At 60.3% G+C, this 24767-nt stretch carries 21 protein-coding genes; 15 read left to right on the top strand and 6 right to left on the bottom strand.

The window, feature by feature from the left end:
* Window positions 1–44 precede the first annotated feature (44 nt).
* Together SHEL_RS10950 and SHEL_RS10945 are read right to left on the bottom strand one after the other, a co-directional pair.
* A complete protein-coding gene (locus SHEL_RS10950) occupies window positions 45–455 on the bottom strand; it encodes a peptide deformylase (RefSeq protein WP_012799341.1) in 411 nt (136 codons plus the stop codon).
* 1 nt (window position 456) lies between these two features.
* The gene (locus tag SHEL_RS10945) at window positions 457–2265 is read right to left on the bottom strand and encodes a glycoside hydrolase family 2 protein (protein ID WP_012799340.1); all 1809 of its coding nucleotides are present in this window, start codon (window positions 2263–2265) and stop codon (window positions 457–459) included.
* 192 nt (window positions 2266–2457) lie between these two features.
* Here SHEL_RS10945 and ettA point away from each other — a divergent pair, with 192 nt between their 5' ends.
* The 4 genes from ettA to SHEL_RS10925 all read left to right on the top strand — a co-directional run bounded on the left by ettA (window position 2458) and on the right by SHEL_RS10925 (window position 8028).
* Window positions 2458–4137 (top strand): energy-dependent translational throttle protein EttA, encoded by a 1680-nt coding sequence (gene ettA / locus SHEL_RS10940; protein ID WP_012799339.1) that lies wholly within the window; start codon window positions 2458–2460, stop codon window positions 4135–4137.
* 240 nt (window positions 4138–4377) lie between these two features.
* Window positions 4378–6300 carry a subtype A tannase gene (locus tag SHEL_RS10935; protein ID WP_012799338.1) on the top strand — a complete coding sequence of 641 codons (1923 nt, stop codon included), beginning with the start codon at window positions 4378–4380 and terminating at the stop codon, window positions 6298–6300.
* 181 nt (window positions 6301–6481) lie between these two features.
* The gene (locus SHEL_RS10930; RefSeq protein ID WP_012799337.1) at window positions 6482–7168 is read left to right on the top strand and encodes a TorD/DmsD family molecular chaperone; all 687 of its coding nucleotides are present in this window, start codon (window positions 6482–6484) and stop codon (window positions 7166–7168) included.
* Between the two features lie 239 nt (window positions 7169–7407).
* Window positions 7408–8028 carry a MarR family winged helix-turn-helix transcriptional regulator gene (locus SHEL_RS10925; RefSeq protein ID WP_012799336.1) on the top strand — a complete coding sequence of 207 codons (621 nt, stop codon included), beginning with the start codon at window positions 7408–7410 and terminating at the stop codon, window positions 8026–8028.
* 170 nt (window positions 8029–8198) lie between these two features.
* On the opposite strand, the gene SHEL_RS10920 is transcribed toward SHEL_RS10925, so the two are convergent.
* Window positions 8199–8825, bottom strand: a complete 627-nt coding sequence (locus SHEL_RS10920) for a 4Fe-4S dicluster domain-containing protein (protein WP_012799335.1) — start codon at window positions 8823–8825, stop codon at window positions 8199–8201.
* Between the two features lie 25 nt (window positions 8826–8850).
* The gene (locus SHEL_RS10915; protein WP_012799334.1) at window positions 8851–11361 is read right to left on the bottom strand and encodes a molybdopterin-containing oxidoreductase family protein; all 2511 of its coding nucleotides are present in this window, start codon (window positions 11359–11361) and stop codon (window positions 8851–8853) included.
* 154 nt (window positions 11362–11515) lie between these two features.
* On the opposite strand from SHEL_RS10915, the gene SHEL_RS14540 reads away from it, so the two are divergent.
* The 4 genes from SHEL_RS14540 (at window position 11516) to SHEL_RS10895 (ending at window position 17029) form a co-directional block, all read left to right on the top strand.
* A complete protein-coding gene (locus SHEL_RS14540) occupies window positions 11516–12079 on the top strand; it encodes a TetR family transcriptional regulator (protein WP_012799333.1) in 564 nt (187 codons plus the stop codon).
* A gap of 143 nt (window positions 12080–12222) precedes the next feature.
* Window positions 12223–13857, top strand: a complete 1635-nt coding sequence (locus SHEL_RS10905; RefSeq protein WP_012799332.1) for a helicase HerA-like domain-containing protein — start codon at window positions 12223–12225, stop codon at window positions 13855–13857.
* A gap of 236 nt (window positions 13858–14093) precedes the next feature.
* A complete protein-coding gene (locus tag SHEL_RS10900; protein WP_083762330.1) occupies window positions 14094–15926 on the top strand; it encodes a SulP family inorganic anion transporter in 1833 nt (610 codons plus the stop codon).
* A gap of 158 nt (window positions 15927–16084) precedes the next feature.
* Window positions 16085–17029 (top strand): sigma-70 family RNA polymerase sigma factor, encoded by a 945-nt coding sequence (locus SHEL_RS10895; protein ID WP_012799330.1) that lies wholly within the window; start codon window positions 16085–16087, stop codon window positions 17027–17029.
* A gap of 84 nt (window positions 17030–17113) precedes the next feature.
* Here the strand turns inward: SHEL_RS10895 and SHEL_RS10890 are convergent, their stop codons facing one another.
* A complete protein-coding gene (locus tag SHEL_RS10890; RefSeq protein WP_012799329.1) occupies window positions 17114–17386 on the bottom strand; it encodes a hypothetical protein in 273 nt (90 codons plus the stop codon).
* Window positions 17383–18681, bottom strand: coding sequence for a Y-family DNA polymerase (locus SHEL_RS10885; RefSeq protein ID WP_012799328.1), 1299 nt, complete (start codon window positions 18679–18681; stop codon window positions 17383–17385). The genes SHEL_RS10890 and SHEL_RS10885 overlap by 4 nt, the downstream gene beginning before the upstream one ends.
* Window positions 18682–18854: 173 nt before the next feature.
* On the opposite strand from SHEL_RS10885, the gene SHEL_RS10880 reads away from it, so the two are divergent.
* The 7 genes from SHEL_RS10880 to SHEL_RS10850 all read left to right on the top strand — a co-directional run bounded on the left by SHEL_RS10880 (window position 18855) and on the right by SHEL_RS10850 (window position 24765).
* A complete protein-coding gene (locus SHEL_RS10880) occupies window positions 18855–19448 on the top strand; it encodes a cysteine hydrolase family protein (RefSeq protein ID WP_012799327.1) in 594 nt (197 codons plus the stop codon).
* Between the two features lie 91 nt (window positions 19449–19539).
* Window positions 19540–19935, top strand: a complete 396-nt coding sequence (locus SHEL_RS10875; protein WP_012799326.1) for a molybdenum cofactor biosynthesis protein MoaE — start codon at window positions 19540–19542, stop codon at window positions 19933–19935.
* A 90-nt stretch (window positions 19936–20025) separates the two neighbouring features.
* On the top strand, window positions 20026–21495 hold the full coding sequence (locus SHEL_RS10870; RefSeq protein WP_012799325.1) for a hypothetical protein: 1470 nt from the start codon (window positions 20026–20028) through the stop codon (window positions 21493–21495).
* 486 nt (window positions 21496–21981) lie between these two features.
* On the top strand, window positions 21982–22305 hold the full coding sequence (locus tag SHEL_RS10865; RefSeq protein ID WP_012799324.1) for a hypothetical protein: 324 nt from the start codon (window positions 21982–21984) through the stop codon (window positions 22303–22305).
* Between the two features lie 98 nt (window positions 22306–22403).
* The gene (locus tag SHEL_RS10860; protein ID WP_012799323.1) at window positions 22404–23021 is read left to right on the top strand and encodes a VOC family protein; all 618 of its coding nucleotides are present in this window, start codon (window positions 22404–22406) and stop codon (window positions 23019–23021) included.
* A gap of 253 nt (window positions 23022–23274) precedes the next feature.
* Window positions 23275–24039, top strand: coding sequence for a CPBP family intramembrane glutamic endopeptidase (locus SHEL_RS10855; protein ID WP_012799322.1), 765 nt, complete (start codon window positions 23275–23277; stop codon window positions 24037–24039).
* A 12-nt stretch (window positions 24040–24051) separates the two neighbouring features.
* Window positions 24052–24765 (top strand): CPBP family glutamic-type intramembrane protease, encoded by a 714-nt coding sequence (locus SHEL_RS10850; protein ID WP_012799321.1) that lies wholly within the window; start codon window positions 24052–24054, stop codon window positions 24763–24765.
* Window positions 24766–24767 lie beyond the last annotated feature (2 nt).

Genomic DNA, 24767 nt, shown 5'->3' with positions numbered 1-24767 from the left:
ATCCGGAACCCGAATACCGATATGCCGCAGTCTGTGCCGTGCGGCTAGATGACTATGCCGTTGCAGTGGTCGATCTCGTGCTGGATGATCTGGGCGGTCCAGCCTTCGAATGCCTCGGTGCGGGAAGCGAACCTCTCGTCGCGAAACGTGACCTCTATGCGCCGGTATCGCGTGGCGGGGCGGCGGCCCGTAAGGGAAAGGCATCCTTCTTCGGTCTGGTACGGCTCGCTTTTCGCCGTGATTTCCGGGTTGTACATCAGGCGGTGCGTGCCGGCGTCGTCGAACACGATGATGCGCTTCGCCACGCCGATCATGTTGGCCGCCATGCCCACGCACTCGTGGGAGTGGAACCGCAGCGTGTCCATCAGGTCTTGGCCGACGCTGCGGTCGGCGACGGTTGCGGGGCTGCTGGGCGCCCTGAGCGCCAGCTCGTTTTTCACAACGGGTCGGATCATCTCATTCCTTTACGAGCTTGTTTATCTTCCGGTCGAAGGTCAGCAGACCGTTCGTTTCCTCTTCCACATCGCTGAGCTGGGTGTACACGTATCCGCAGCACCCTTTTGATTCAAGCGCCTCGGCGGCGGCAAGCTGTGCGCGGACGGCCGTCTTCAGCTCGTCCAGGTTTGCATAGGTCTCGTAGCCGTAGTCCAGCTCAAGCGCGCTGTGGCCGTCTACATGGTAGGCCAGCCCGCCGAATTCGGACAGGACGAAGGCCCGCGGCGTGGCGGCTGGGTCGCGCAGCACCTCCAGCGGGCGGAAGTAGTTGTGGATGCTGAAATAGTCGCCGCACCGCTGGTCGTACCAGCCGCTGGTGGCGTCGATGGGGCGTGTGGGGTCTTCGGCGCGCACGGCCTTTGTGGCGGCCGCCGCATCGAACTGCCCCCAACCCTCGTTGAAGAGCACCCAGGTGACGATGCTCGGGTGATTGGCCAGATGCCGAACCGTGCCCATGCAGGCGTCAGTCCAAGCTTTTCGCATGGCGGCGTCGCCTGCGGACAGGGCGCTGCGGTGCTTCGGCGTGTCGTCGGGAAAACGCGTCCACGACCAGCTGAACAACGTGGGCTTGTAGCTTGTGTGCCAGGAGCTGTAGTCCGTTCCGCCGTTTACCATGTCCTGCCAGACCAGCATGCCCAGCCGGTCGCAGTGCCAATACCAGCGGTCGCTTTCCACCTTGATGTGCTTGCGAATCATGTTGAACCCCAGGCGCCTGGCGGACTCGATGTCGTGGATCAGGGCAGCATCGGACGGGGCCGTAAGCAGGCCGTCCGACCAGTAGCCCTGGTCAAGCACGCCGCGCAGGAACACCGGATTGTGGTTGAGGCAGAACCGGGGCGTGCCGGCCGCGTCCCGCTCGACGCCTACCGTGCGGAAGGCGCAGTAGCTGCGGACCGAGTCGTCGCCGAAAGCGAGCTGGACGCTGTAGAGATACGGGTCGTCGGGCGACCACAGGCAGGGTCGTTCCACCGGCAGGTCGATGGCGGCGACGCCGTTTTCCGTCTGGACGCAGGCTTCAGCCACCAGGCGGCCACCGTCCAGCAGCCACACGTAGAAATCCCCGTCCGGGCCTGCGGTGCGCGCCCGCACATGCAGCGCGCCGTCGTCGGGGTTCGCATCCATCCGCACGTTTTCGATATGGGCCGCAGGCACCACTTCCAGCCAGACCGTCTGCCAGATGCCGCTTTGTGCCGTGTACCAGATGTCGCCCGCCTGCAGTTTCTGCTTGCCGCGGGGCTGGGTGCCCGTGTCGCTGGGGTCGGTCACGCACAGGACGATTTCAGCCGACACGCCCACCAGCGCATCGGTTATGTCGAAGGCGAAGGGGAGGTAGCCGCCCTCATGCGTGCCCACCTGCTTGCCGTTGCACCAGCAGGTGCAGGCGTGGTCCACGGCTTCGAAATGCAGCAGCAGGCGCTTGCCGGCCAACTCGGGGATGTCGAAGGTGCGGCGATACCACAGGGTCTCGTTGGGTTCGAGCCGCCGCCCGACGCCTGACGCGGGGGCCTCGGGGGAGAAGGGGACCAGGATTTTCCCATCGAAGGTGGGATGGTCGTCGATGCTGGGCGAACCTTCCGGCTTGGGCCCGAAGGCCACGTCCCACCATCCGTTGAGGATGTCGATGCCGCTGCGGGCGAACTGCGGGCGAGGGTGCTCGCACAGCGGCGTGCCTTCGGCAAGCTCTGCGGTCCACGGCGTGTCCAGGCGCACGGCCTCGGCTCGTTCGTGGGGTTTGGGTTTCGCTTTAAGCACTCGTTGGATATCCAGCATGGGGGCGCCTCCGTTCGGTCGCTTCCCATCATACCCTTTGTGGCGCATTCGGCATAACCTTCACGGCATTTCACCGGGCGTCCGGACGCGCGGCCCGGCGTTGCGTTCATTCCGTCGAAAACGGGGAAACCGCGCTTCGGTATGCGAGAATGACGGGACTTACATCCGCAATGCATATATAAGGAGGCGCACATGGCCGAATTCATCTACCAGATGTTCCGCGCGCGCAAGTCCCACGGCGACAAGGTCATCCTGGACGACGTCACGCTGAGCTTCTACCCCGGTGCGAAAATCGGCGTCGTCGGGCCCAACGGCATGGGCAAGTCCACGCTGCTCAAGATCATGGCCGGTCTGGAGGAGGTCTCCAACGGCGAGGCTCGTCTGACCCCTGGCTACACGGTGGGCATCCTGCAGCAGGAGCCGCCGCTGGACGAGGACAAGACCGTGCTCGAGAACATCCAGCAGGCCTTCGGCCCCATTCTGGCGAAGGTGGAACGCTTCAACCAGATCGGCGAGGAGATGGCCGATCCCGACGCCGACTTCGACGCGCTCATGAGCGAGATGGGCAAGCTGCAGGACGAAATCGACGCCGCAAACGGCTGGGATCTGGACAGCCAGCTGTCCCAGGCCATGGATGCGCTGCAGTGCCCCGACCCCGAGGCGCCGGTGAACGTGCTTTCCGGCGGCGAGCGCAGGCGTGTGGCCTTGTGCCGTCTGCTGCTTGAGGCTCCTGACCTGCTGCTTTTAGACGAGCCTACCAACCATCTGGACGCCGAGTCGGTGCTGTGGCTGGAGCAGTTCCTGAAGAACTACCCCGGTGCCGTGCTGGCCGTCACCCACGACCGCTACTTTCTGGACAATGTGGCCGAATGGATCTGCGAGGTGGACCGCGGCCAGCTGTTCCCCTACAAGGGCAACTACTCCACCTATCTGGAGACCAAGGCCGCCCGCATCGCAGCGCAGGGCCAGCAACAGGCCAAGCTCGCAAAGCGCATGCAGAAAGAGCTGGAATGGGTGCGTTCCAGCCCCAAGGCCCGCCAGGCCAAGAACAAGGCCCGTCTGGAACGTTACGAGCAGATGGTGGCCGAGGCGGCTGCCGCCAAGAAGGTCGACTACACCGACATCCACATCCCCGTGGGCCCGCGCTTGGGTTCGAAGGTCCTGGTGGCCGACCACATCCATAAGGAATTCGACGGCCGCGTGCTGATCGACGATCTGTCCTTCGAGCTGCCTCGCAACGGCATCGTGGGCGTCATCGGCCCCAACGGCGTGGGCAAGACCACGCTGTTCAAGACCATCGTGGGCTTGGAGCCGCTGACCAGCGGCACGCTTGAAGTGGGCGAGACCGTCAAGATTTCCTATGTCGACCAGAACCGCGCCGGCATCGACCCGAACAAGAAGCTGTGGGAGGTCGTCTCCGGCGGGCAGGACTATATGATCGTCGGCGAGACCGAGGTGCCGAGCCGCGCCTACGTGGCTGCCTTCGGCTTCAAGGGATCCGACCAGCAGAAGCCGGCGGGCGTGCTTTCCGGCGGCGAGCGCAACCGTCTGAACCTGGCGCTCACGCTGAAAGAAGGAGGAAACCTACTGCTTCTGGACGAGCCCACCAACGACCTGGACGTGGAAACCCTGTCCAGCCTGGAGTCGGCCCTGCTCGAGTTCCCGGGCTGTTCGGTGGTGGTCAGCCACGACCGTATGTTTTTGGACCGCATCGCCACGCACATCCTGGCGTGGGAGGGCGACGACGACAACCCGGGTCGCTGGTACTGGTTCGAGGGCAACTTCGAAGCCTACCAGAAGAACCGCGAGGAGCGCCTGGGCAAAGAGGCTGCCAAGCCGCACCGCCTGCACCGTAAGCTGACGCGGGACTAGTCGAAACGTCCAAAGGCCGATCCGTCCGGGTCGGCTTTTTTGTTGCCGGGCAAGGCATCGCCTCCGACGCGCCTGTCCGCATCCGAGCCGAAGGCGAGGGCTTCCGCCGTTGCCGTTTCGTTGCCGCGGCGTTTGCAGGCGGGGGCCTGCGTTTCAGGTACGATTCAGGTTCGCCCCCTACTATGATGCCATCGAAAGGAAGACCCCAGCAGCACTGCTGAAGACGAATGGGAGGACGTCATGACCAAAACAACCTGCACCCGCCGCAATTTCTTGTCAATGCTCGCCATCGGAGCCGCCGGAGTCGCGGGCTCGGCCGCCCTGGCCGCCTGTGCCCAGGACCAGGACACCACTGCATCGGGTACTGCCTCGGGAAGCGCGACGGCCGCCGTCGATGTGGAACCGGTCGAGTTGGCCAACACGGCATTGGCCATCGACACGGCGGCTTGGAACTACGACGCCGACAACGACGTCTATTACCAAATCGGCGTGGCCTACTGCGCCGCACCCCAGGCCGCCGACTACGAGTCCATGGGCATTTTCGTCCCCGGGGCGTACATGGATGCCACCGACAACGGCGACGGAACCTTCACCTGCACCGTCAACGACGGAAACGAGGTCAACGGCTTCACGGGAACCACGGCTCCCATCGTGATGCCCATCAACACCGCAGGCTACAGCGCGCAGGCGGCGCCTACCGAGTACAGCTACAGCGGGTTGGGCGATTACCTCGAGGCCGGCCTGATCTACGTGTACGCTGGATGCCGAGGCCGCGACAACGGCGACACCTTCGCAGGCGGCGCGCCTTGGGGCGTCACGGACCTGAAGAGCGCCGTCCGCACGTTGCGGTATAACGGCGGCAACATCCCCGGCGACAAGGACCGCATCTTCAGCTTCGGCCATTCGGGCGGCGGTGCCCAGAGCGCCATCTTGGGCGCCACGGGTAACGCCGAAGGCTATACTCCCTATCTGGAGACCATCGGCGCCGCTCTGCAGGATGACGAAGGCAATGACATCTCCGACGCCATCATGGGCGCCATGTGCTGGTGCCCCATCACCAACCTCGACTACGCCAACGAGGCCTACGAGTGGAACATGGGCCAGTTCGCGAGCAGCGGCACCCGCGCCGAAGGGACCTTCACGGCGCAGCTCAGCCAGGACATGGCGGAGGCCTACGCAGACTACATCAACGTGCTGGGCCTGCGGGATGCAGACGGCAACGAGTTGACCTTGGAAGACGGCGGCGAAGGCATCAAGACCCAGGGCAGCTACTACGATTATGTGGTGGCCGAGGTGGAACGTTCCCTCAACAACTTCCTGGCGGACACGGAATTTCCCTATACGCCGTCCAATGCGTTCAACGCCGACATGGGCGCGGCAGGCGGCGGATCCGGCGCCCCGTCAGGTGAGATGCCAGGCGAAGCCCCTTCCGGTGAGGCCCCTTCGGGTGAGGCTCCTTCGGGTGAGGCACCTTCGGGTGGTGCGCCTGGCGCCATGGGCGGGTCCTCGGATTCCGAAGGCTCCGGATCCACGACCTACGAGACGGTGGAGGATTACATTGCGGAGCTGAACGGCGACTCCGAGTGGATCACCTATGATTCCGGCACCAACACGGCTTCCATCAGCGGCCTTGTCGGATTCGTGAACGCATGCAAGAGCCCGAGCAAGGACGTCTGTGCCTTCGACGCGCTGGACCGCAGCCAGGCCGAGAACAAGGTTTTCGGCACGGGCGACGAGGATGCGCTGCACTTCGACTTCTGCACGGCCGATCTGCTGCTGGCCGGCGCCGACACCTATGCCGAACTGGAGGGCTGGGACTCGTCCTATCCTGATGAATACGCAGCCGACCTGGAGAAAGCCGACGAGCTTGGCAATCTGAGCGAAGGCCGCCAGAATCTGTACAACCCCATGTACTACCTGTGCCCGAGCTATGACGGGGAAGGCACCTCGGTGCCGGCGCCCCACTGGCGCATTCGTACGGGCATCGAGCAGGGCGATACGGCGTCTGCCACCGAGATCAATCTGGCGCTGGCGCTGCAGCAGGCGGCAGGCGTGGAGTCAGTCGATTTCGAGACCGTATGGGGCCAAGGCCACACCACAGCCGAGCGCACGGGAGACAGCACTTCGAACTTCATCTCCTGGGTTCAGAGCTGCTGCGCCTAACGCGTCCTTTTAGACCCGGTGCGCCGGCAGGAACGCTTCTGCCGGCGCATTCTCATGCCAGTGGCGCGTCCGCATCTGCCTGATGGCGAGTTTCGGGATATACGCTGCATTTCCCGTATGAGCAGGTGAAACCCATGATCGAGTGGTATCATCTCTACCGTTCATCGAGAAAGGAACCCCAATGGATATGACTGAAGAGCAGCAGCTGTGGCAGGTGCGCGCCACGACGTGCGAAATGCTGGCGTTTTCCCTTCGTTATCCGGCACCTGAGCTGGCGGAAGCGCTGGAGAACGGCGAATGGGCCGACGCGGCCCGCGAGATTGCGGGCGTGTTGGATGCTGCGCTGCCCGAAGCCTTCGGCGAGGCGTTGACCGAAAACGCTGCAGGCGAGGCGCAGTCCGGCGACACGCTGTTCCATACGCTGCGTGCCGAGGCGACCCGCCTGTTCATCGGCGCCCCTGAGGCGGCGTGCAGCCCCTATGAGGGCGTGTGGCGTGCGGCCGACGACGGTGTGCAGGCCCTGCTGTTCGTGAATCCCCACAGCATGGACGTTGAGCGCTTCATGAAGAAGTGCGGTCTTGGTCGCCCCGAGGGCACGAACGAGCCGCTGGACCATATCGCCACCGAGTTCGAGCTGCTGCAGGTGCTGGCGGCTTGGGCCGCGGGCATCGCCGAGCCCGAAGAGGGCACGGTCACCCTGGATGCGCTTCCCGGCGGCAGCGCGCAGGCTGCATATGCCCAGTTCATCGACGAGCATATGAACACCTGGGCCGACCGTTTCGCCGAAAAGCTGCAGGCTGACAGCCGCTTGCCGTACTATCGCAGCGCCGGCATGCTGGTCCAGGCCCTTCTGCCTGTCCTGAAATAGCGCCTTATGGGACAAAGGGGACAGTCCCCGCTGTCCCAAAATACCCACGAAGGCTGCAGGCTCTCCATCCCGTAATTAATAAAGAACCTTACTAATCTGTAGGTATCATGAAACGGTAAGGTTCTTTACCAATTCTGCCGCAGACGATGGTAGGGTGTATCCCGTCACACAACCCGGTTCATATTGTCTGGCGACGGCAAAGCAAGCCGCGCCGCAACCGACGATTAAGGAGAAGCCAAATGACCATCGACAACGAAGAGCTCATGTACCAGCTCCAGCGCGTCAGCGTGCTTTCCCGCCGCAGCCGCAGGGCCATGAAGAAATCCTACGACGAGGACGGCAACCCCATCGAGTTCGAGCACGGCCACCGCGGTCACCATGGCCATCACGGGCACCACTGTCACCACGGCCATCGCTCGTCCCGTGACGCCATGGCCTTCGACAACCCCGAGGCGACCCACGGCTACGGCAACCACAAGTGCAAGGGCGGTTCCGGTCGCCATGGCCAGAACCGTATCCTGGCGGCGCTCACCATGCAGGAGGGTTTGAGCCAGAAAGACCTTGCGTATCTACTGGGCATCCGTCCGCAGTCTTTGTCCCAGGCCCTGGCCAAGCTGGAGGAAGACGGCATGATCACCCGCAAGCACAACGAAGAGGACGCGCGCGTCATCAACGTGTACCTCACCGAGGCGGGTCGTATCCGCGCAGCCAAGGTGGCCGAAGACCGCAAGAAGAGTGCGGCGGACATCTTCTCGGTGCTGACGGATGAGGAGAAGGACCAGCTCGCCGGCATCCTGGCAAAGCTGTCTGAGTCCATCGACGCACAGTTCGGCGAGCGCAAGCCCCACGAAGAGGACTAAGCGTCCGCGCCCGAAAATCGAGCGAATGATCCGAAGCGGACCGGCAAGGCAATGCCTGCCGGTCCGCTTTTCAGGTATCCTCGCAGAATGCAGAAACCCCCGCACCGGAAAACGATGCGGGGGTTTGCGTTGCGCCGCTGCAGGAGGGGGAAGGAACGGCGCCGCGGATATTACTTCAGCAGATAGACGTTGGGCTCGGTGCCGGCCTCGGTCAACAGCTGCTCGTACTCGCGCTCGGCCAGCTTCTTGGAGATCTCGGATTCGGGATCCTCCAGGTCGCCGAAGATGCGGGCGCGGGCGGGGCACACCGTCACGCAGAACGGCAGCTCGCCGTCAACCACGCGATGCGCGCAGAAGGTGCACTTCTCCATGACGTTGGCCTTGTGCACGGGGGCGCCTTGGCCGCCCATGTCGAAGCCGGTGTAGCTGACCGGTTCGCCTTCCTGCAGACGGCGCACGTCGTAGGGGCATGCGTTCAGGCATGCGCCGCAGCCGATGCAGTCGTCGGAGTTGATGAGCACCAGGCCGGTCTCGGTGTCCTTCCAGGATGCGCCCGTGGGGCACACCTCGACGCATGCCGGGTTGGAGCAGTGCTGGCAGGCCATGGTGTAGGCGCCCATGGCCAGGTCGCGTGCGGCGTAGGTGCCGCTGGGCGAATCGGGGTTCTCGCCGCCCACGTTCACCACGCGGTTGTACCACATGTCCTTGGGCAGGTTGTTCTCGACCTTGCATCCCACAACGCAGGTGCCGCAGGCAACGCAGCGCTTGGTGTCGATAAGCATTCCGTATTGGGTCATTTCAATCTCTCCTTACTCCACCAAGCTATTCTTCCCAGGCGCGGACGGCCACACGGCAGTCCATGAAGCTCTGGTTCATGAGCACGGGGTCGCTTACGTGCGACAGCGGCTCGGACCAACCGCCGGCAAGATGCTGGTCGCTTTGCCAGCTCTTGGGGTACACCAGGCAGCCGGGGCGGATCGCTTCGTTCAGCACCAGCTTGGCCACGGCATGGCCGTTGTCGTTGTAGCACTCCACATGCTGGCCGTCCTCGAGGCCGTTTGCGGCGGCGTCGGACGGGTTCATCTTCACGGTCGGTTCGGGGTCAAGCTCGCGCAGGATCTGCGTGTAGGACCAGCCGCCGTGCACGCGGTAGCGCGGACGCTCGCTCATCAGGTGGAAGGGGAAGTCCTCGGCAAGCGCGTTGGTGTCCAGCGCCTCGCGCGGCTCGAACCAGACGGGCATGTGCTCGCGGGACAGGTCGGGCGCGTTGAAGCCTGCGTTGTACGGGAAGGGGTTCTCGATATAGAACTCTACGCGGGTGCTGGGGGTCAGGAAGGTCTTGTCCATCCACATCTGATACGGGTCGGGGTACGCGCGAATGGCCTTCTGCTCGCACAGCGCGTCATAGGAGATGCCCATGGCGTCGCAGGCATCGCCGCTGAAGTAATCGCGCAGGTACGCCTCGTTGCTTTCCTGATAGAAGTTCTCAGGCAGGCCCATGCGGCTGGCCAGGTCGCGCATGATATCCATGTCGCAACGGCTTTCGCCGGCGGGCTCCACGGCCTTTTCGGTGTGGATCAGGTGGAACGAGTTGCCGTATACGACGGCGTCTTCGTACTCAAACCAGTGTGAGCAAGGCAGCACGTAGTCGGAGTAACGCGCGGTGTCGGTCATCATGTTGTCGACGGTGACGATGAGTTCGAACTTGTCCAGGATGTCGTGCTTCAGGCTGTTCGTATCGCACCAGGTGCACACGGGGTTGCCGCAGTAGAACCATGCGGCCTTCGGGGTGAACGGCGTTCCGTCGGGTGCCTTGCCTTGGGTGAATGCATCGGCTGCAGCGGGGTAGGAAATCGCAGGCGAAGGCGTTGCGTCGGTGGCGATGCCTTCGGGAATGGCGTTGACGGCAGGGTTGGCACCCAGGAACATCATCCACTGGGCGGCCGCATAGCCGGCGCCGGGCTCGCCGATCTGGCCGGTAAGGGCGGCCAGCGTGGCACCTGCATGGTGCGGCGCGATGCCGTTGTCGTAGGCCTGCGGGCCCCATCCGACGCGGTGGTACACGGGGCCGTCCACGGCGAGGTGGGCCAACTCGCTGATCTCGTCGGCCGCGATACCGCACATCTCGCTGGCGGTTTCGGGGTCGTATTTTTCGATTTCTGTCTTGAGCAGGGTGAATGCAGTGGTTACTTTGACGCCGTTCACGTCGAAGGTGCCTTCCAGGGCGGGTTCAGCCACGGTCGACAGCTCAGCGGCGGCGTTGGCGGCGCTGTCCCAAACGGCATACGGGTCGATGGTGTTCTCGGTGCCGGTGGCCTCGTCGACCACCACCGTGGGCTCCACGCCCAGGTCGCTCATGCGCAGGAACAGGCCGTCGGATTCCTTCACCAGGAAGGGCGCGACGGTGTGATTGGTCATGAAATCCCAATCGACCAGGTCCTCGGACAGCACGACGTTCATCATGCCCATGATGAGGGGCAAATCGCAGCCGGGGCGCACGGGAACCCACTTGTTCGACTTGGCGGCCATCTGCGTGAAGATGGGGTCGACGCACACCACGTAGGTGCCGTTCTCGATGGCGTCAGCCACGAAGTGCCAGTCCTGGATCTGCGCATCGGTCAGGTTGTTGCCCCAAAGGAACAGGGTCTTGGTGTTGAGGTAGTCGCGCGGATCGTTTCCGGGCCAGAGGCCGGCGAAGCCGAACGCCCTGGTGATGCCGCGGTTGTTGCCCATGTCCAGCGAAGGGCTGATGCTGGAGGCGTTGATGGCGCCGAAAAACTTGCCGATAGTGGCGGTGGTGGCATGGTACGAGCTCGAGCCGCCGATGTGGAAGATGCTGGAATCGCCGAATTCCTTACGGTATTGCGTGAATTTCTCGGCGATGTCGTTCAAGGCGTCGTCCCAGCTCACACGCTCCCACTCGCCGTTGCCGCGCTCGCCGCCCACGCGCTTCATGGGGTACAGCACGCGGTCGGGGTGGTAGATGTTCTCCACATGGCAGAGGCCGCGCAGGCAGATGCGGTTGAACTCGGTGTTCGGGAAATCTGCCGGGCTGGTCTTGACCACCTTGCCGTCGCGCACGTGCACGTTCATCATGCAGGTGTTGAAGCAGTTCGGGCGGCAGCACTGGTTGAAGATTTGCTCTTCCACCTTCTCAACCTGCGGAAGGCTGTATCCTTCAGGATTGGTTTCGGCTGCTTCTTCGGTCGCTTCCTGCGCTTCGGGCGCGCATCCTGCGGCAAGACCCGCAAGCGCTGCACCGCCGGCAGCGGTGGTCTTCAGGAATCCACGACGCGAGATGCCATTCTTGTTCGTCTTGAAATTGTCAATCATGACGCTCCCCCCTTCTTCGGTTTTTCTCGCTGTGCAAACAATAATGGGGCTGTGACCTGCGCTACAATGTTGAATGCCGGCCGGTTATGACAAAGTTGCACAAAATCGTGGTTTTATGAAAAACGAAGGTCTCCGGCTGACGGGGAGGGACTGTATGATTGAGCGAAAAGGAACGAAGCAGCTTATCGCCGAATCCTTCGTCGAATTGTTGGGTTCTGCGAAGATCAAAGACATCACGGTGGGGGACATTGCCAGGAACTGCGGCGTTTCCTCCCGTACCTTTTATTACCATTTTGCGGATAAGTTCGAACTTGTCGAGTACGTGTATGAAATGCAGTTGAGGCAGGCGGCTCAATCCTGGGGCGATTATCGCTCGCTGCTCTTGGGCAGCGTCGGCATCGTCGAATCCCTCGGCACATACGTCGAGCATTCGACGGAATCTGTGCCCGGAGTCATCCATCCGCTTGACAGAATGGCGGATTGCTCCGTCCGCGTGTACCGCGAGATCATCGAGGAGCGGCTTGACCCTGAGGTCCTGACTGACAAAGTGCTGTTCGAGCTGTATTACTACAACTATCTGACGCTGAAGGCTTACATGGATTGGACCATATCGAGTAGCGGACGGTCTGGCGAATGCCTCGTGGACTACGTTCTCGCCTGCATGCCGCCCGATTTGGAACCCATCCTGAACTGCGGCAAGGCCACCGATTCGCAGTAGCGTCCTCTCTTGAGGCGGAGCAGTCGGGCATCGGTGCAGGCCGACGGCGGTGTGGCGCCTGTATTGTTTCATGCCAGTCGCGCGGTGTCTGCCACGGTATAATGAGACTATGCATCGGCCGTTTCATCGGAAGGGATTCCCTCATGTATGTCGACGACAAACTCCTGATTGCCCAGGGCACCGAGCCCGTCTATCTGTACCCCCACATGGCCAACCGCCACGGGCTTATCGCCGGCGCCACAGGTACCGGCAAGACCGTCACGCTGAAAACCATCGCCCAAAGCATGAGCGACGCGGGTATCCCAACGTTTCTCGCGGATATCAAAGGCGACGTGTCCGGCATGGCCGTGCCTGGTCAGGCTACGGAAAAGCTGGTCGCCCGCCTGGCCGCGCTGGGCGTGTACGACTACGATTTCCATGCGTGCCCCGTACGCTTCTGGGACGTGTTCGGCGAGCAAGGCACGCCGGTGCGCACCACCATTACGGAGATGGGGCCGGTGCTGCTGGCCCGTCTGCTGGATTTGACCGACGTGCAGCAGGGCGTGCTCAACATCGCCTTCCACGTGGCGGACGACGAAGGCATGCTGCTGCTCGACCTGAAGGACCTGCGGTCCATGATTGCCTACCTGGGCGAGAACGCGCAGGAGTACACCACCCGTTACGGCCAGATTGCCAAGACGTCCGTGGGCGCAATCCAACGTTCGCTTCTGGAGCTGGAAGATGCCGGCGGCGAGATATTCTTCGGCGAACCCGCCCTTGAACTGGAGGATTGGCTCAAATGTGACGAGGACGGCAAGGGCTATGTCAATATCCTCGACTGCGTGAAGTTGGCCCAGTCGCCGCTTCTGTACTCCACGTTTTTGCTCTGGATGCTCTCCGAGCTCTATGAGATGCTGCCTGAGGCGGGCGATTTGGACAAGCCCAAGATGTGCTTCTTCTTCGACGAGGCGCACCTGCTGTTCGATGACGCGCCGAAGGCCCTGCTCGACAAGGTGGAGCAGATCGTCAAGCTCATTCGCTCCAAAGGCGTGGGCGTGTATTTCATCACCCAGAACCCCGCCGACATCCCCGATGAGGTACTGGCGCAGCTGGGCAACCGCGTGCAGCACGCCCTGCGCGCGTATACGCCGGCGGAGCAGAAGTCCATCAAGGCCGCCGCGGACAGCTTCCGCGACAACCCCGACTTCGACGAACGCGAGGCCATTACCGACCTGGCGACGGGCGAGGCGCTGATCAGCTTCCTGGATGCCGACGGAAAGCCGTCGGTGGTGCAGCGCGCGAAGGTCATCGCGCCGGCGTGCTCCATGGATGCCGCGCCCGACGACGACAAGCGTTACATCATTGACAATGGCGCGTTCATGCCGAAATACAAAACGCCGATCGACCGTGTGAGCGCCTACGAGATTTTGGAGAAGAAGGCCATCGCCGCAGCCGAGGAGGCGGACCGTCTGGCTGCCGAGGCCGAGGCAGAAAAGCTGCGTCTGGAATTGGAGAAGCAGGCCGAAAAGGAGCGCATCGCCGCGGAGAAGGAAGCCGCCCGTATCCAGAAGGAAATAGAGAAGGAAGAAGCCAAGCGCAAAGCCGCCGAGGAGAAGGAATTCGCCCGCATGGTGGCCGAGGCCGAGCGCCAGCGCGAACGCGAGCTGAAGGCCATCGAGAAGGAAGAGGCGGCCCGCCGCAGGGACCGCGAGCGCATCGCCAATGCGGCGCTTACATCCCTCAGCCGCACGCTGGGCAACGGCTTGGCCCGCGGCCTGCTCGGTGTGTTGAAGCGATAATTCAGCCTTTATGCTGATTGCAAGCCGGATGGCAGTCGCCGTCCGGCTTTTTTGCGCTGCAGGTCAAGAGACTGAGCAGTTTATGTGAATCAGACGTGGCTTCCGCACGATTGTGACGGCTGAAAGGGCGTTTCTTAATCGCTTCTGTATTAGAATGCACCCCATTCGTTTTTTAAATAGAGGCCCCAAGGGTCTGATGACCCTGGGTTTTTTCATTCGCATGACTTGGGGAGAGCATGGATTATCAACGCGTCTGGAGAGAGATGTGGCTTGCAGCATCGCGCAGGGTCGAGCTTCTGCGTCATGTGCACCCGCTGACAGACATTATGGCGGGCCTGGTGGTCGCTGCACTGACCATTCCCGTTGCAATGGGTTATGCCCAGGTTGCGGGCCTGCCTCCGGTTTACGGTTTGTACGGTTCGATTATCCCGACGGCGGTCTACGCGCTGCTTACCCGTTCGCGCAACATCGTGTTCGGCATGGATTCGGCCACGGTTGCGGCAACGGGCGGTCTCATTGCGGGCATGGGCGTGGTGGCCGGCTCGGAGCAGGCTCTGGCCGTCATTCCTCTGATAGCGTTCTTCTCGGCAATCTTCCTGATCATCCTGGGCGTCGTGGGGGCGGGGCGCGTCATGCGCTTCGTGCCGATGCCTGTCATGCACGGCTTCATCGCAGGCATCGCCGTGGTGGTCATCGTCGGCCAGTTCCCCAAGATGATTGGCCTTCACTCCGACATGGGAAGCGGCATAGTGCAGAATATTTCGGCCATCGCGGCGACAATCACCCAGGCCAACAGCATGTCGGTTGTGCTGGGTGTGTCCGCATTGGTCATCATTCTCATAACCCAGCACTTCGCACCGCGCATCCCGGTTTCGCTGATCGTCCTGGTGGTTGCGACGTTCGGGTCTTGGTTCTTCGATTTCGAAGCGATGGGCGTGGACGTTCTGGGGTCGATTCCCGCCGGCCTTCCGGATGTGGGTCTGCCCGATTTCAAGAGCATCAACATCGGGCTGGCGGCGCTATGCGGCTTGCTTATCGCGTTGGTTTCCGCATGCGAATCGCTGCTGACGGTGGACATCTTCGCCATGAAGCACGACGAGGAAGGTAACGAAAACCACGAGCTGATCGCATTCGGTTTCGCCAACCTGTTCTCCGCGTTCATCGGCAGCGTGACCTGCTCCGCCAGCCTCTCCCGCACGCTGGCAGGCGACAATGCGGGCGCCCGTTCGCAAATCGTGTCCATCGCTGCCGCGGCGGCGGTGCTCATCGTCGTGCTGTTCGCCGCCCCGGTTCTCTACTTCCTGCCCGAGCCTGTGCTGGCAGCCATCGTCATCGACGCGCTCATTACCGCGGTCGAATTCGGAAAGATCATCCGCTACTGCCGCAAGATGGCCGTCGAGTTCCTGGTGTTTCTTGTCACGGGTGCAGCCGTGGTGTTCCTCGGCGCAGCCCAGGGTGTCATTGTGGGCGTCGCCATGTCCTTCCTGGTGCTGTTCCTGCGTCAAAGGCACACCGACAGCGAGAAGTACCTGGGTGTCGTTACGGTCGAGACCGACGAGCGTGGCGGCGTGCTTGTGACCCGCGATCGCAGGGCTTCGGCCGGCATGAAAATCCCCTCGGATTATGCGGTGGCGAACCTCAGCGGCATGATTTCGTTCATGAACATCCACGAGGTGGAGGCGTCCATCCTGGACAAGATGGACGACGGGACCGACGTTTTGATCCTGAACATCTCCGAGGTCACTGGCCTGGACACCACGGCGACCGACCGGTTGGTCCAGCTGCTCGACCTGATCGACTCCCGCGGCGTGGAGGTGCGCATCGTCCGGGCGCTCATGCCGACGCTGGATCGGTATACCCGATCCGAGCTCAAGCGCGTGCTGCGTCGGGCGAAGGTGTTCCCGAACCGCGCGGCAGCGCTCAAAGACGCGTCGCAGGCCGACTCCGAGGTCATCGTCCTGAAACGCTCCGGCGTGAGCGTCGATGCGCCGCCCGACAGCGTTGCTGCGGCCATGCACAAGGCTACAGACATGGACGACGATGACGACGGGGAAGACGAAGAGGAATAGTCCTAGGAAACGGGTCGGAAGCCGAAGAGCTTTCGGCCCGTTCTTGTTCATGCGGCAATGCGCAGGTCGATTGCGCAATCCTTGTCGGAAGACGTTTCTATACTTGCCGTCAGGTGAATCGGCCGAAACCGATTCAACACCGACGGAAGGAGGGCGTCATGGCGCGAAACGAACATGCTCGCCAGGTCAATGTGGTGGGGGATTCCATCCGCATGTATCTGCGCGACATCGGCAAGGTCGACCTGCTCACGCCGGCTGAAGAGGTCGAGCTGGCCAAAAAGTACCAAACAGGGCTTGCGGCTGAAGCGGCCCTTGCCCAGATGAACGAGGGGTCCGTCGAAGTCGATCGACGCGAATGTCGGAAGCTCCTGCGCGTGCAACGTGCCGGCCAAGAGGCGAAAGACAAGCTGGTGGCCGCAAACCTGCGTTTGGTGGTATCGATCGCCAAAAAGTACAGGGGACGCGGCCTGCCCCTGCTTGACCTGGTGCAAGAAGGCAATCTCGGTCTGATTCGCGCAGTGGAGAAGTTCGACTACACGAAGGGCTTCAAGCTGTCCACGTACGCAACCTGGTGGATTCGTCAGGCGGTAACGCGGGCAATTGCCGATAAGGCCCGAACCATCCGGCTGCCCGTGCACGTGGTTGGACTTATGAACAAGGTGGTTCGTGTCCAACATGAGCTTGCAGACGAACTCGAGCGCGATCCCAGCCCTGCTGAAATTGCCGACAGGCTAGGCATAAGCGAGCAGTGCGTGGTCGAGCTTTTAAAGCTGGGATCCGAGCCGCTGTCCCTCGAAACGCCTGTGGGCGACGATAAGACGAGTGAAATAGGCGACTTCATCGAGGACCGAAACTCCGAGGATGCTTTCGATGCGGCGGCCGAAGCCATGCTGCGCGACGATGTGGCGTCGGCGCTGAGCCGGCTTCCCGAACGGGAACGCAAGATCATCGAGCTGCGCTTCGGTATCGTGGACGGCGAGCCCCGAACCTTGGCTCAGATTGGCGATCAACTGGGCGTGACCCGGGAACGCATCCGCCAGATCGAATCCAAAACCCTTGGCGACCTGGCGCTTTGCGAAGAGCTGCGAGGACATGCCTCGTAAGGCGCATGTCGATATGATGCGCGGCGGAGCTTTCCGTCGCGCATATTTGTCTGATGCTGCGGTCGTTTGCCGCAGTTTCGGGAATCAAGGCAATTCGACCACCTTCTCCTCCACAAACCACCGAGGGTCCTCGAAGAACAGGTAGGTGACCCGCTCGCCGATACGAATGGTGTAGCGGATGCCGTCGCCGCCTGTTTTAAGGGATGCCGCCCGCCTTACGTCTTTCACCTGGTCGATGCCGAACACGCGGCCGTCGTCCCACTCGATGGATTCCGGCATAAGCCGCCCGTTCGCATCGAAATGGGCGTTGACTGCCACGTAGTGCTTCTCGCGTCGCATGACGCCCCGCGCACTCATGAGGCGCTCCTGCTATGGGCGTCGGGCGCGAAGAACCCGACGGGGTGGATGATGTTGTCCCGTTTGATATCGAGGCCAGCCATGGCTTCGTCCGAAAGCTCCACCATGCGTTTCACGCATCCGTTTCCGAAACGCCGTCGCAGGTCGTCGATGGTGGCGTCTAACCGCTCAAGCGATTCCCGGGCCGCCACATCGCCGAACAGGTCTTCCTGTACAGGAAGGTCGGCCGAAACCAGGTTGCACGCCCGCACGCCCAAGGCCCTCACGGGATGGATACGGTCGAGGGGTTCGTTCGCTCGAAGCAGGGCGAACGCCGCGCGGGAAAGCTCTTCGGTGATGTTGCTGGGAGCAGGCAGCGGCGCCTGCCGCGTGTAGCCCAGCAGGTCATGCCCTCTGACGCTGATGGCGATGGTGCGCGCCCGCATCCGGCATTCCCTCAGCCGCTGCGCAACCGATTCGGATAGCAAGTATATGAGGGCTTTCGCCTCTCGTTCGGTCACGAGGTCGTGCGGTGCCGTGAGTCCGTTGCCAATGGATTTGATGGCATAGTCCGCATCGGCTTTCGCGGGATCCATAACCTTGACGGGGCTTATGTCCTGGCCATTTGCGAACATCTTGATGATGCCGCCCATCTTGCCAAGCCGCCGCTGCAGCAGCGTGTCGGAGGCGCAGGCCAGATCCCCGATGGTGAATACCGCAGAGGAGTTCAGCTTCGATTTGGTGGCGCGCCCTACGTAGATGAGCTCATCGACCGGGTGCGGCCATACGATGCTTCGAAAGTTGCGCGGAGTTATACGCATGATGCCGTCGCCCGGATCGGTGTCGCTTCCGAACTTGGCGAACACTTTGTTGAACGACACACCTACCGATACGGTAAGCCCCAGCTCCGCTTTGATGCGTTCGCTGATTTCTTCCGCAACGAGCATGGCATCTCCGCCATGGAGGTGCAGCGTATGGGTGAGCTCGATCCAGCTTTCATCCAATCCGAAAGGTTCGACCTGGTCGGAATATTGGTAGTAAATCTGCCTGGCGAAGCGAGAATACCGCAGGTAGGATCGGTAATCAGGCGGTACGAAGATGATATCCGGGCATTTCTCCTTCGCCTGCCATAAGGCCTCGGCCGTTTTGACCCCGCACGCTTTCGCCTCGCGGCTTTTCGCAAGGATGATGCCGTTGCGGCGCTCTGGATTGCCTGCGACCGCTATGGGCCGGCCTCTGAGGGATGGATTTTTATGCTGCTCGACCGACGCATAGAACGCGTTCATATCAACGTGCAGAACAACGCGTTCCGTCATGAAAAACCTCCTAAAATAAAGAACGTTTGTTCGTGTTTTTGTGGTATCATTGTTGCAGCAAGAAAGGCTCTTGTCAATCGAACAAAATGTAGAGTTTCGCAGGTTGCCGTTTCGTTGTCCGCATTGTTCCAGATGGGCGTAGAATGGCTTAAAAAATGTAAGGAGGTTGAGTCATGCCGTATCTGCCTGTTCCTCAAAAGACTGCTTGGCAGCAGTCCAACGAAATCGACCTGAGCAAAACTGCCGTGCTCGTTATCGACATACTTGGCGGTAACGAAGGCACCGTTCCCGGTTTGGAAACCATGGCCGAAAATGCCGTCCGCATCGTAAAGGCGGCTCGTGCCAAGGGCGTGCCTGTCATCTTCTCTGATGACAACCACCTGCCGGAAGTCGATCTTGAGCTCACGCTATGGGGCGAACACGGCATGGTAAACACCCAGGGCAGCCTTCCTCTGGATGAGTTTGACGTGCAGCCTACCGACCGCATTATCCCGAAGCGGCGCTACAACGGGTTCTTCCAGACCGATTTGGACATTTCCTTGCGCGAGCTGGGTGTCGACACCATTATCGCTGTAGGGTGCGACACCAACATCTGCGTTCTGCAGACGCTGGCAGGGGCGTATTTCCTGGGGTATAAGACCATTGTTGCGGCGGATGCCACGGGAACGTTCCTCATCGGCACCCAGGAGGCGGGCCTTGAGTACTTCTCCCGCTGCTACGACAGCCGTGTGGTCGACACCGAAACCGTGCTGGGCTATCTGGCGTAGGCGGTCCAACCGTTAGAAAAGCAATTCAGCACGCCGTCCTGCATTGTGCGACATAGCGTGGCTGAAACAACAAGCTGAACAGGAGCGAGTTATGGCTAAACAAGAACCGTCCATCGATCAGTGGCTGAAAGAGGCCAAGCAGGATCCGAAAGCTGCACAGTGCGGCATGTATCTCACGCATAACGGCGTGGTGCGCGCCACTCCGAAAAAACAGGTGCGCGAAGGCGTCGAGGGCTTGGGCGAAGTGGTCCAGGTGGATTTCTCGTATGATGAGGAAGGCCTGCAGAAGGCCATTGAAGAGGCTCTGACCTGGGACGGCGTGTATTACGTGCGCGTGTGGCTGAACGAGGGCGTGTGCAACGTAGGCGATTCGCTTATGTATGTGCTCATCGGTGCCGACATCCGCCCACGCTGCATCGACGCGCTGCAGAAGCTGGTGGGCCACATCAAGAACAACCTGGTGGTGGAGCGCGAAATCTTCGCATAGACGTAAACTCGTTTACGACGCTTGAGCCGTTGGAACATGTGCCAGCGGCTCAAACATTTCGCCTTTTCAATCCAACGGATGGGTGGTTTTGTGGCAGATTGCGAATATACAGAGCTCTTCAATTCGTGTCTGCTTGACATTAACCCCTTGGCGCCCACGGTGGATCCCGACGAGTTCCGTCGAATCGTGGACATGCTCGAATGCGACGAGCTTACGGCGTTGTACGTGCTGGGCACGCATGTGCCGCCCGAACATGCGCTTATACTGAACAGAAAACTACCGCCCAGCATCCTCGAAAACAGCTATTTAGTTAAACAAGTCAAAAAAGACCTGGTCACAGTGACCGAGCTGGCCAATACGTTCAAAGTGCCGGTGAGCGAGGTGTCCGATTTCCTGCGGCATGCTCCGCTAGATTCTCGGGGGCGTTCGTCTTGGCTGGACAAACGGATAGCCGCTTGGGAGCGTCTCGGACGGCGTCTGGCAATGGCGGATGTGATCGACGTCGTTTGGGGCAGTGGCTCAGACTCGGACGAGGTGCGGGCCGTTAAGGCGCACACGCAAGCCATGCCTGATGGTGAATATGCATGGCTCGCACTCGGTCAGACTGTTCGTGTAGAAGGGTGGCCTGTGCTCGAGTGCCCAGTTCGGGGCGTCATTGAGGCGTTCGACCTCGAGTACGGCCTTGCAAGGATCGCGTCGGCCCAAAACGAAGAAGCGTGGCCGGCGGGCTTGCCGCGCCTTGTGAAGCTTCAGTATTTGATGCCCCTTGAGAACGTGCGCCCGAAAACGGAGGACACCGCTTCCGACGACTTCAAGCCCCGCAAACGAATGGACGTGCGCGATTGGAAGCGCTACGACAAGAGCAACTTCAAACGCCTGGCCGAGGCGTGCAACGCCCTAGAAGCGCAGTTGTACGAGGCGTTCGTGTGCACGGGGCTGAAAAGCAAAGCCGTCGGCGTGGAGTTCGACGTTGAATGCGACGTCGAAACAGCGATGTACGTAGCGGGAACCCAGCAAGGCGCCGAAGACAGGCATGTGGTCCTGGTGAACCGGTGTGCGCCACCGTCTGATCAGCCGGATGCGTATGTTTTGGACGAGCTGCGCCAAGACATGGTGACGGTGCTGGATGTGGCGAATTGCTTCTGGCAGCCCGTCGATTTGGTTCGCAAGCAGCTTGCCGCCTGCGACTATGACCTTGCGTCTAGCGAGGGTCAAGCGCATGTGGCGCAGTGGCGGATCTCGCGACAGCGCATGCGTGAGCACGGCCTGAAAGGGTCGGATTCCCTCGGCGTCGTGCGGGATGACGGCATGGGCCCCAATGAGGCTCGTGCGGTTGTCTTTTGCCGTAAGGGCAGCGAAACCGAATCGGTTCTAATCGTGGGCAGGCGTGCACGTGTTGGGCGAGGGACGTTCGCAGGACTAGAAGGGGACATTGTCTCGCTTGCGCCCGAGGATGGCCTCGTAGGTGTTTCTCTCGCTGTCGACGGTGGGAGCGGCTGCCCGTTGTCTGCGCTGGTCAGATTCGAAGATATCGATATGCTTCCAGAATCGAAAAAGTAAGGCTGGCTGGAGTCCCTTCAAACCTGAGCCAACACGTCTTGCCGAGGTTGCGACCGATTCGTTGTCCGCCTCCGTTTGCGGTTGGAACAACCATATGCAATTGAAGACCGAGCAGCGGGTCTGCCGATTCAAGCCTCATGTTTATCAGCTCGTTGGTGCGGTGTCTTGGGGACGCCGTCGTCTCTGCTCGACATCCCGTGCCTGGCAAGTGGGGTTATTGATGCGTTAGTCGCGTCTTGGGAAAACAGCGTATGACGGGGCTGATTGCCAGCTTCCTACGCGATAACAAACGGTATTGCTCTGTGCATGGAGGGCAAAGCCAGCCGCACGGGGCGCATGGTATGGCGAGATGGCACCGAACTGTTTTGTTTTTTCCGATTACCGTGATGGTAGTATCAAAACCCCGTCACGCGCATTGGTTGCGACAACACCGACAACACCGGTTATGGCTCCGGATCTCGATGGTTGAAGAGAGAGGAAGAAGGCATGGAAAGTGCGACGCCTTGGCGGTTCAGCCTCGAGTTCGATGAGGAGAGGTCGATTCGCAACGGATATGACCCCGACGAGCTGCACGACTGTGCCGGGCGCATCGTGGAACCGCGTGGGAACGTGAGGATCGGGCGTGGCACCTGGCAGGCCGAGAACCGTAAGACGCAGTTCGCCGCCCAGATTCCGACTATGATGCATCTCGCCCAGCAGGATTGGCTCATGGAAAACGTGGCTTCGTGGATTGCCTGGGAGGATGACCCGGAAGGCCACGACTTCCTGCAAATCCTCCAGGAGACATGCCCTGAGCTTATCCGGAGCTAAGGTTCAGGGGTTGTGTTTGACAATCTGCTGGCTTATTTCCGCCAGAAGAGATCGCAACGCAGGTATTTGTTTTGAAGAATAAGCCGGAGGATTCGTCTATGAAATTAAGCCATGTGATTTTGAAGGTGGAGCAGCTTGACAAAGCCGTTCAGGAATACAGAGATAAGGGCTTTGCCGTTGAGTACGGCAAAGAGAAGAACCCGATCAACGCTTTGATTTATTTCTCCAAAGGCCCTTACATAGAGCTTTTGGATGGATCGAGAATGCCAGGTGCGGCAAAGGTCCTTATGCGTCTGCTGGGGAAAGGGGCGCTTGTTGACAGGCTGCAACGTCTCGATACCTGCGGTCTTGGATATTGCGAGCTTGCCTTTGAGAACTACGAGACTGATCTAAAAAGAGAGGTCGCCATTTTACAGAAACACGGAATCAAAAGCTGTGGGATGCCAAGCCGCCGAATTGATACGCACGGCAGGGACTTGCGGTTTCGGATTGTTTCTCCTGCAGCTCTTGATGTGCCGTTTCTGATGACTTATTTTTCTACCGACCCAAAGCCTGTGGACTTTGTGCATCCGAATGGCATTGCAGGAATCGACAAGATCGTTTACGGCACCGACCCCGCCCGTTTTCCGCTGATAAAGGAGCTATGCGACGATGACCGGCTTGAGCTGAAAGCGGGCAATGGAATCGAGGTTGAGTTTGAGCGCAGGAAGGGATAAAGAAAGCGAAAATCATTATTCGGGCTTTCTCCCATTCTTGTTCAAGCGGCGCCCATTGCATTGACGGCATTGGTCGCGTTTACTAGAAACGTATTCTGCATTGATCCCGTTTTAATTCCGTTCCTAACCCCGACCCACGACATTGGAATAGCAGCACACCCCAACGAGATTGCATTATCCATGATTCTGATAATTGCAACTCCATGCACAGGGTATTGTGCCGCCGAAGCGAAGCGAGCGAAAAGAAACCGACATGAGGAAAATGGATTACGAGCAGCAAAAAGGAGTACTTGCGGTTTTGCTCTGGCCTCTCCTGTATATTTCAGGGATGGGTTTGTCCAACTACATCGTATATCACGGCTATCATATAGAGTACGGTGGTGACGGGTATGCAAATGCGATGCTTCCGTTCCTTGCGGTTCTGGCAGCCGGTGCTCTAATCTGCCTGTTTGCCCAAAGAGAACGGCTTGCCCTTCCGTGGAAAGAACGCGGCAGGCTGTCGTTGTTCCTGATTGTGTTCCTGCCTCTTGCGGCAATGGCGCTATACTTCCTGCTGACAAACGGTAGCTTTACTAATGCGTTCATGGCTCCGCTCGCGGCAATGCTGCTTGTTGGCGTGGCGGAAGAAACCATGTTCCGCAGAATTCTTTTCATCCGACTGCTCGGGCTGTTCCAGGGCCAAAGCTTCACAAAACCGCTTCTGATTTCCGCTGCATGCTTCAGCCTCCTTCACGCGGTGAATATTTTTGGAGGTTTACCGGCGCCGCAGGTTCTTATGCAGATTGCTGCAACCTTTGTAGCTGGGCTGTTCTATGTGCTTATGTTCGACTACACCAGGAACATCCATCTCCTGATCGTAATGCACTTTTTATGGGACTACATCCTGTTCAGCGGAGCAACGCAGCAGATTCCCGTCTATGCGATCCTGATGGGTCTTTTGCAGGTTGCGGAGGTCATCATCATGTTGTTGCTGCTAGCCGGAAAATGGGGGCAAAACGTCGCAGCTGAACGTACATAGGAGGATTTACAGTTGCTTTCTCATCGTCGGAACAAAGAAAAAATCAGCCATCTGAGATGGTTCGATATTCTCGTCATTACTTTGATTATGTGGGGCGAGGGCATCTACACCTCAACCGTGTCGTATATCGCGTTGATGCGGGGTGCGACGACCGTTGGTGACAACCTTTCATTTTCCGCTGCGGACAATTATGGCGCACTGGCGCTGCAGGCGGGGCTTCTGCTCCTTGCCCTGCTGTATCTGTGGCTACGCCGATTCGATTTCAAAGCATGGACGATACATTTCGACTTGAAGGCTGCCGGTTGCGGTATTCTGATCTTCCTAGCCGCAGCACTTCTGCTTGACGTCTACTTCCTGCTGACCGACCCACTGGCAGGCGTCCTCCCGTTTCCAGGGCCGATCGGTGCTTTCTTCGGAGGCGAAACGGTGTCCGGTGTCATATACGCTCTGCTCAACGGCGTATATGAAGAACTCTATTTCCTCGGCATCTGCCTTGCGGTGAGGAAAGAACACCTGAAGTGGGCCGTTCCGTTCTCTCTGCTGATCAGGGTTAGTTTCCATACCTATCAGGGGATGCTTTCGGCTCTTGGAATCGGGCTGCTGTTCGGTGCGTTTATGTACCTGCTGTACCGCCGGTCAAAGGACAAGAACCTACTGCCTTTCTTTATCGCCCATGCGATAGGAGACATATTCGGCTTGGGGATTCTTTCGTACTTTTGGATATAACG

The sequence above is a fragment of the Slackia heliotrinireducens DSM 20476 genome (assembly GCF_000023885.1).
GTDB lineage: Bacteria > Actinomycetota > Coriobacteriia > Coriobacteriales > Eggerthellaceae > Slackia > Slackia heliotrinireducens.
This window is presented reverse-complemented; position numbering and strand designations above follow the sequence as displayed.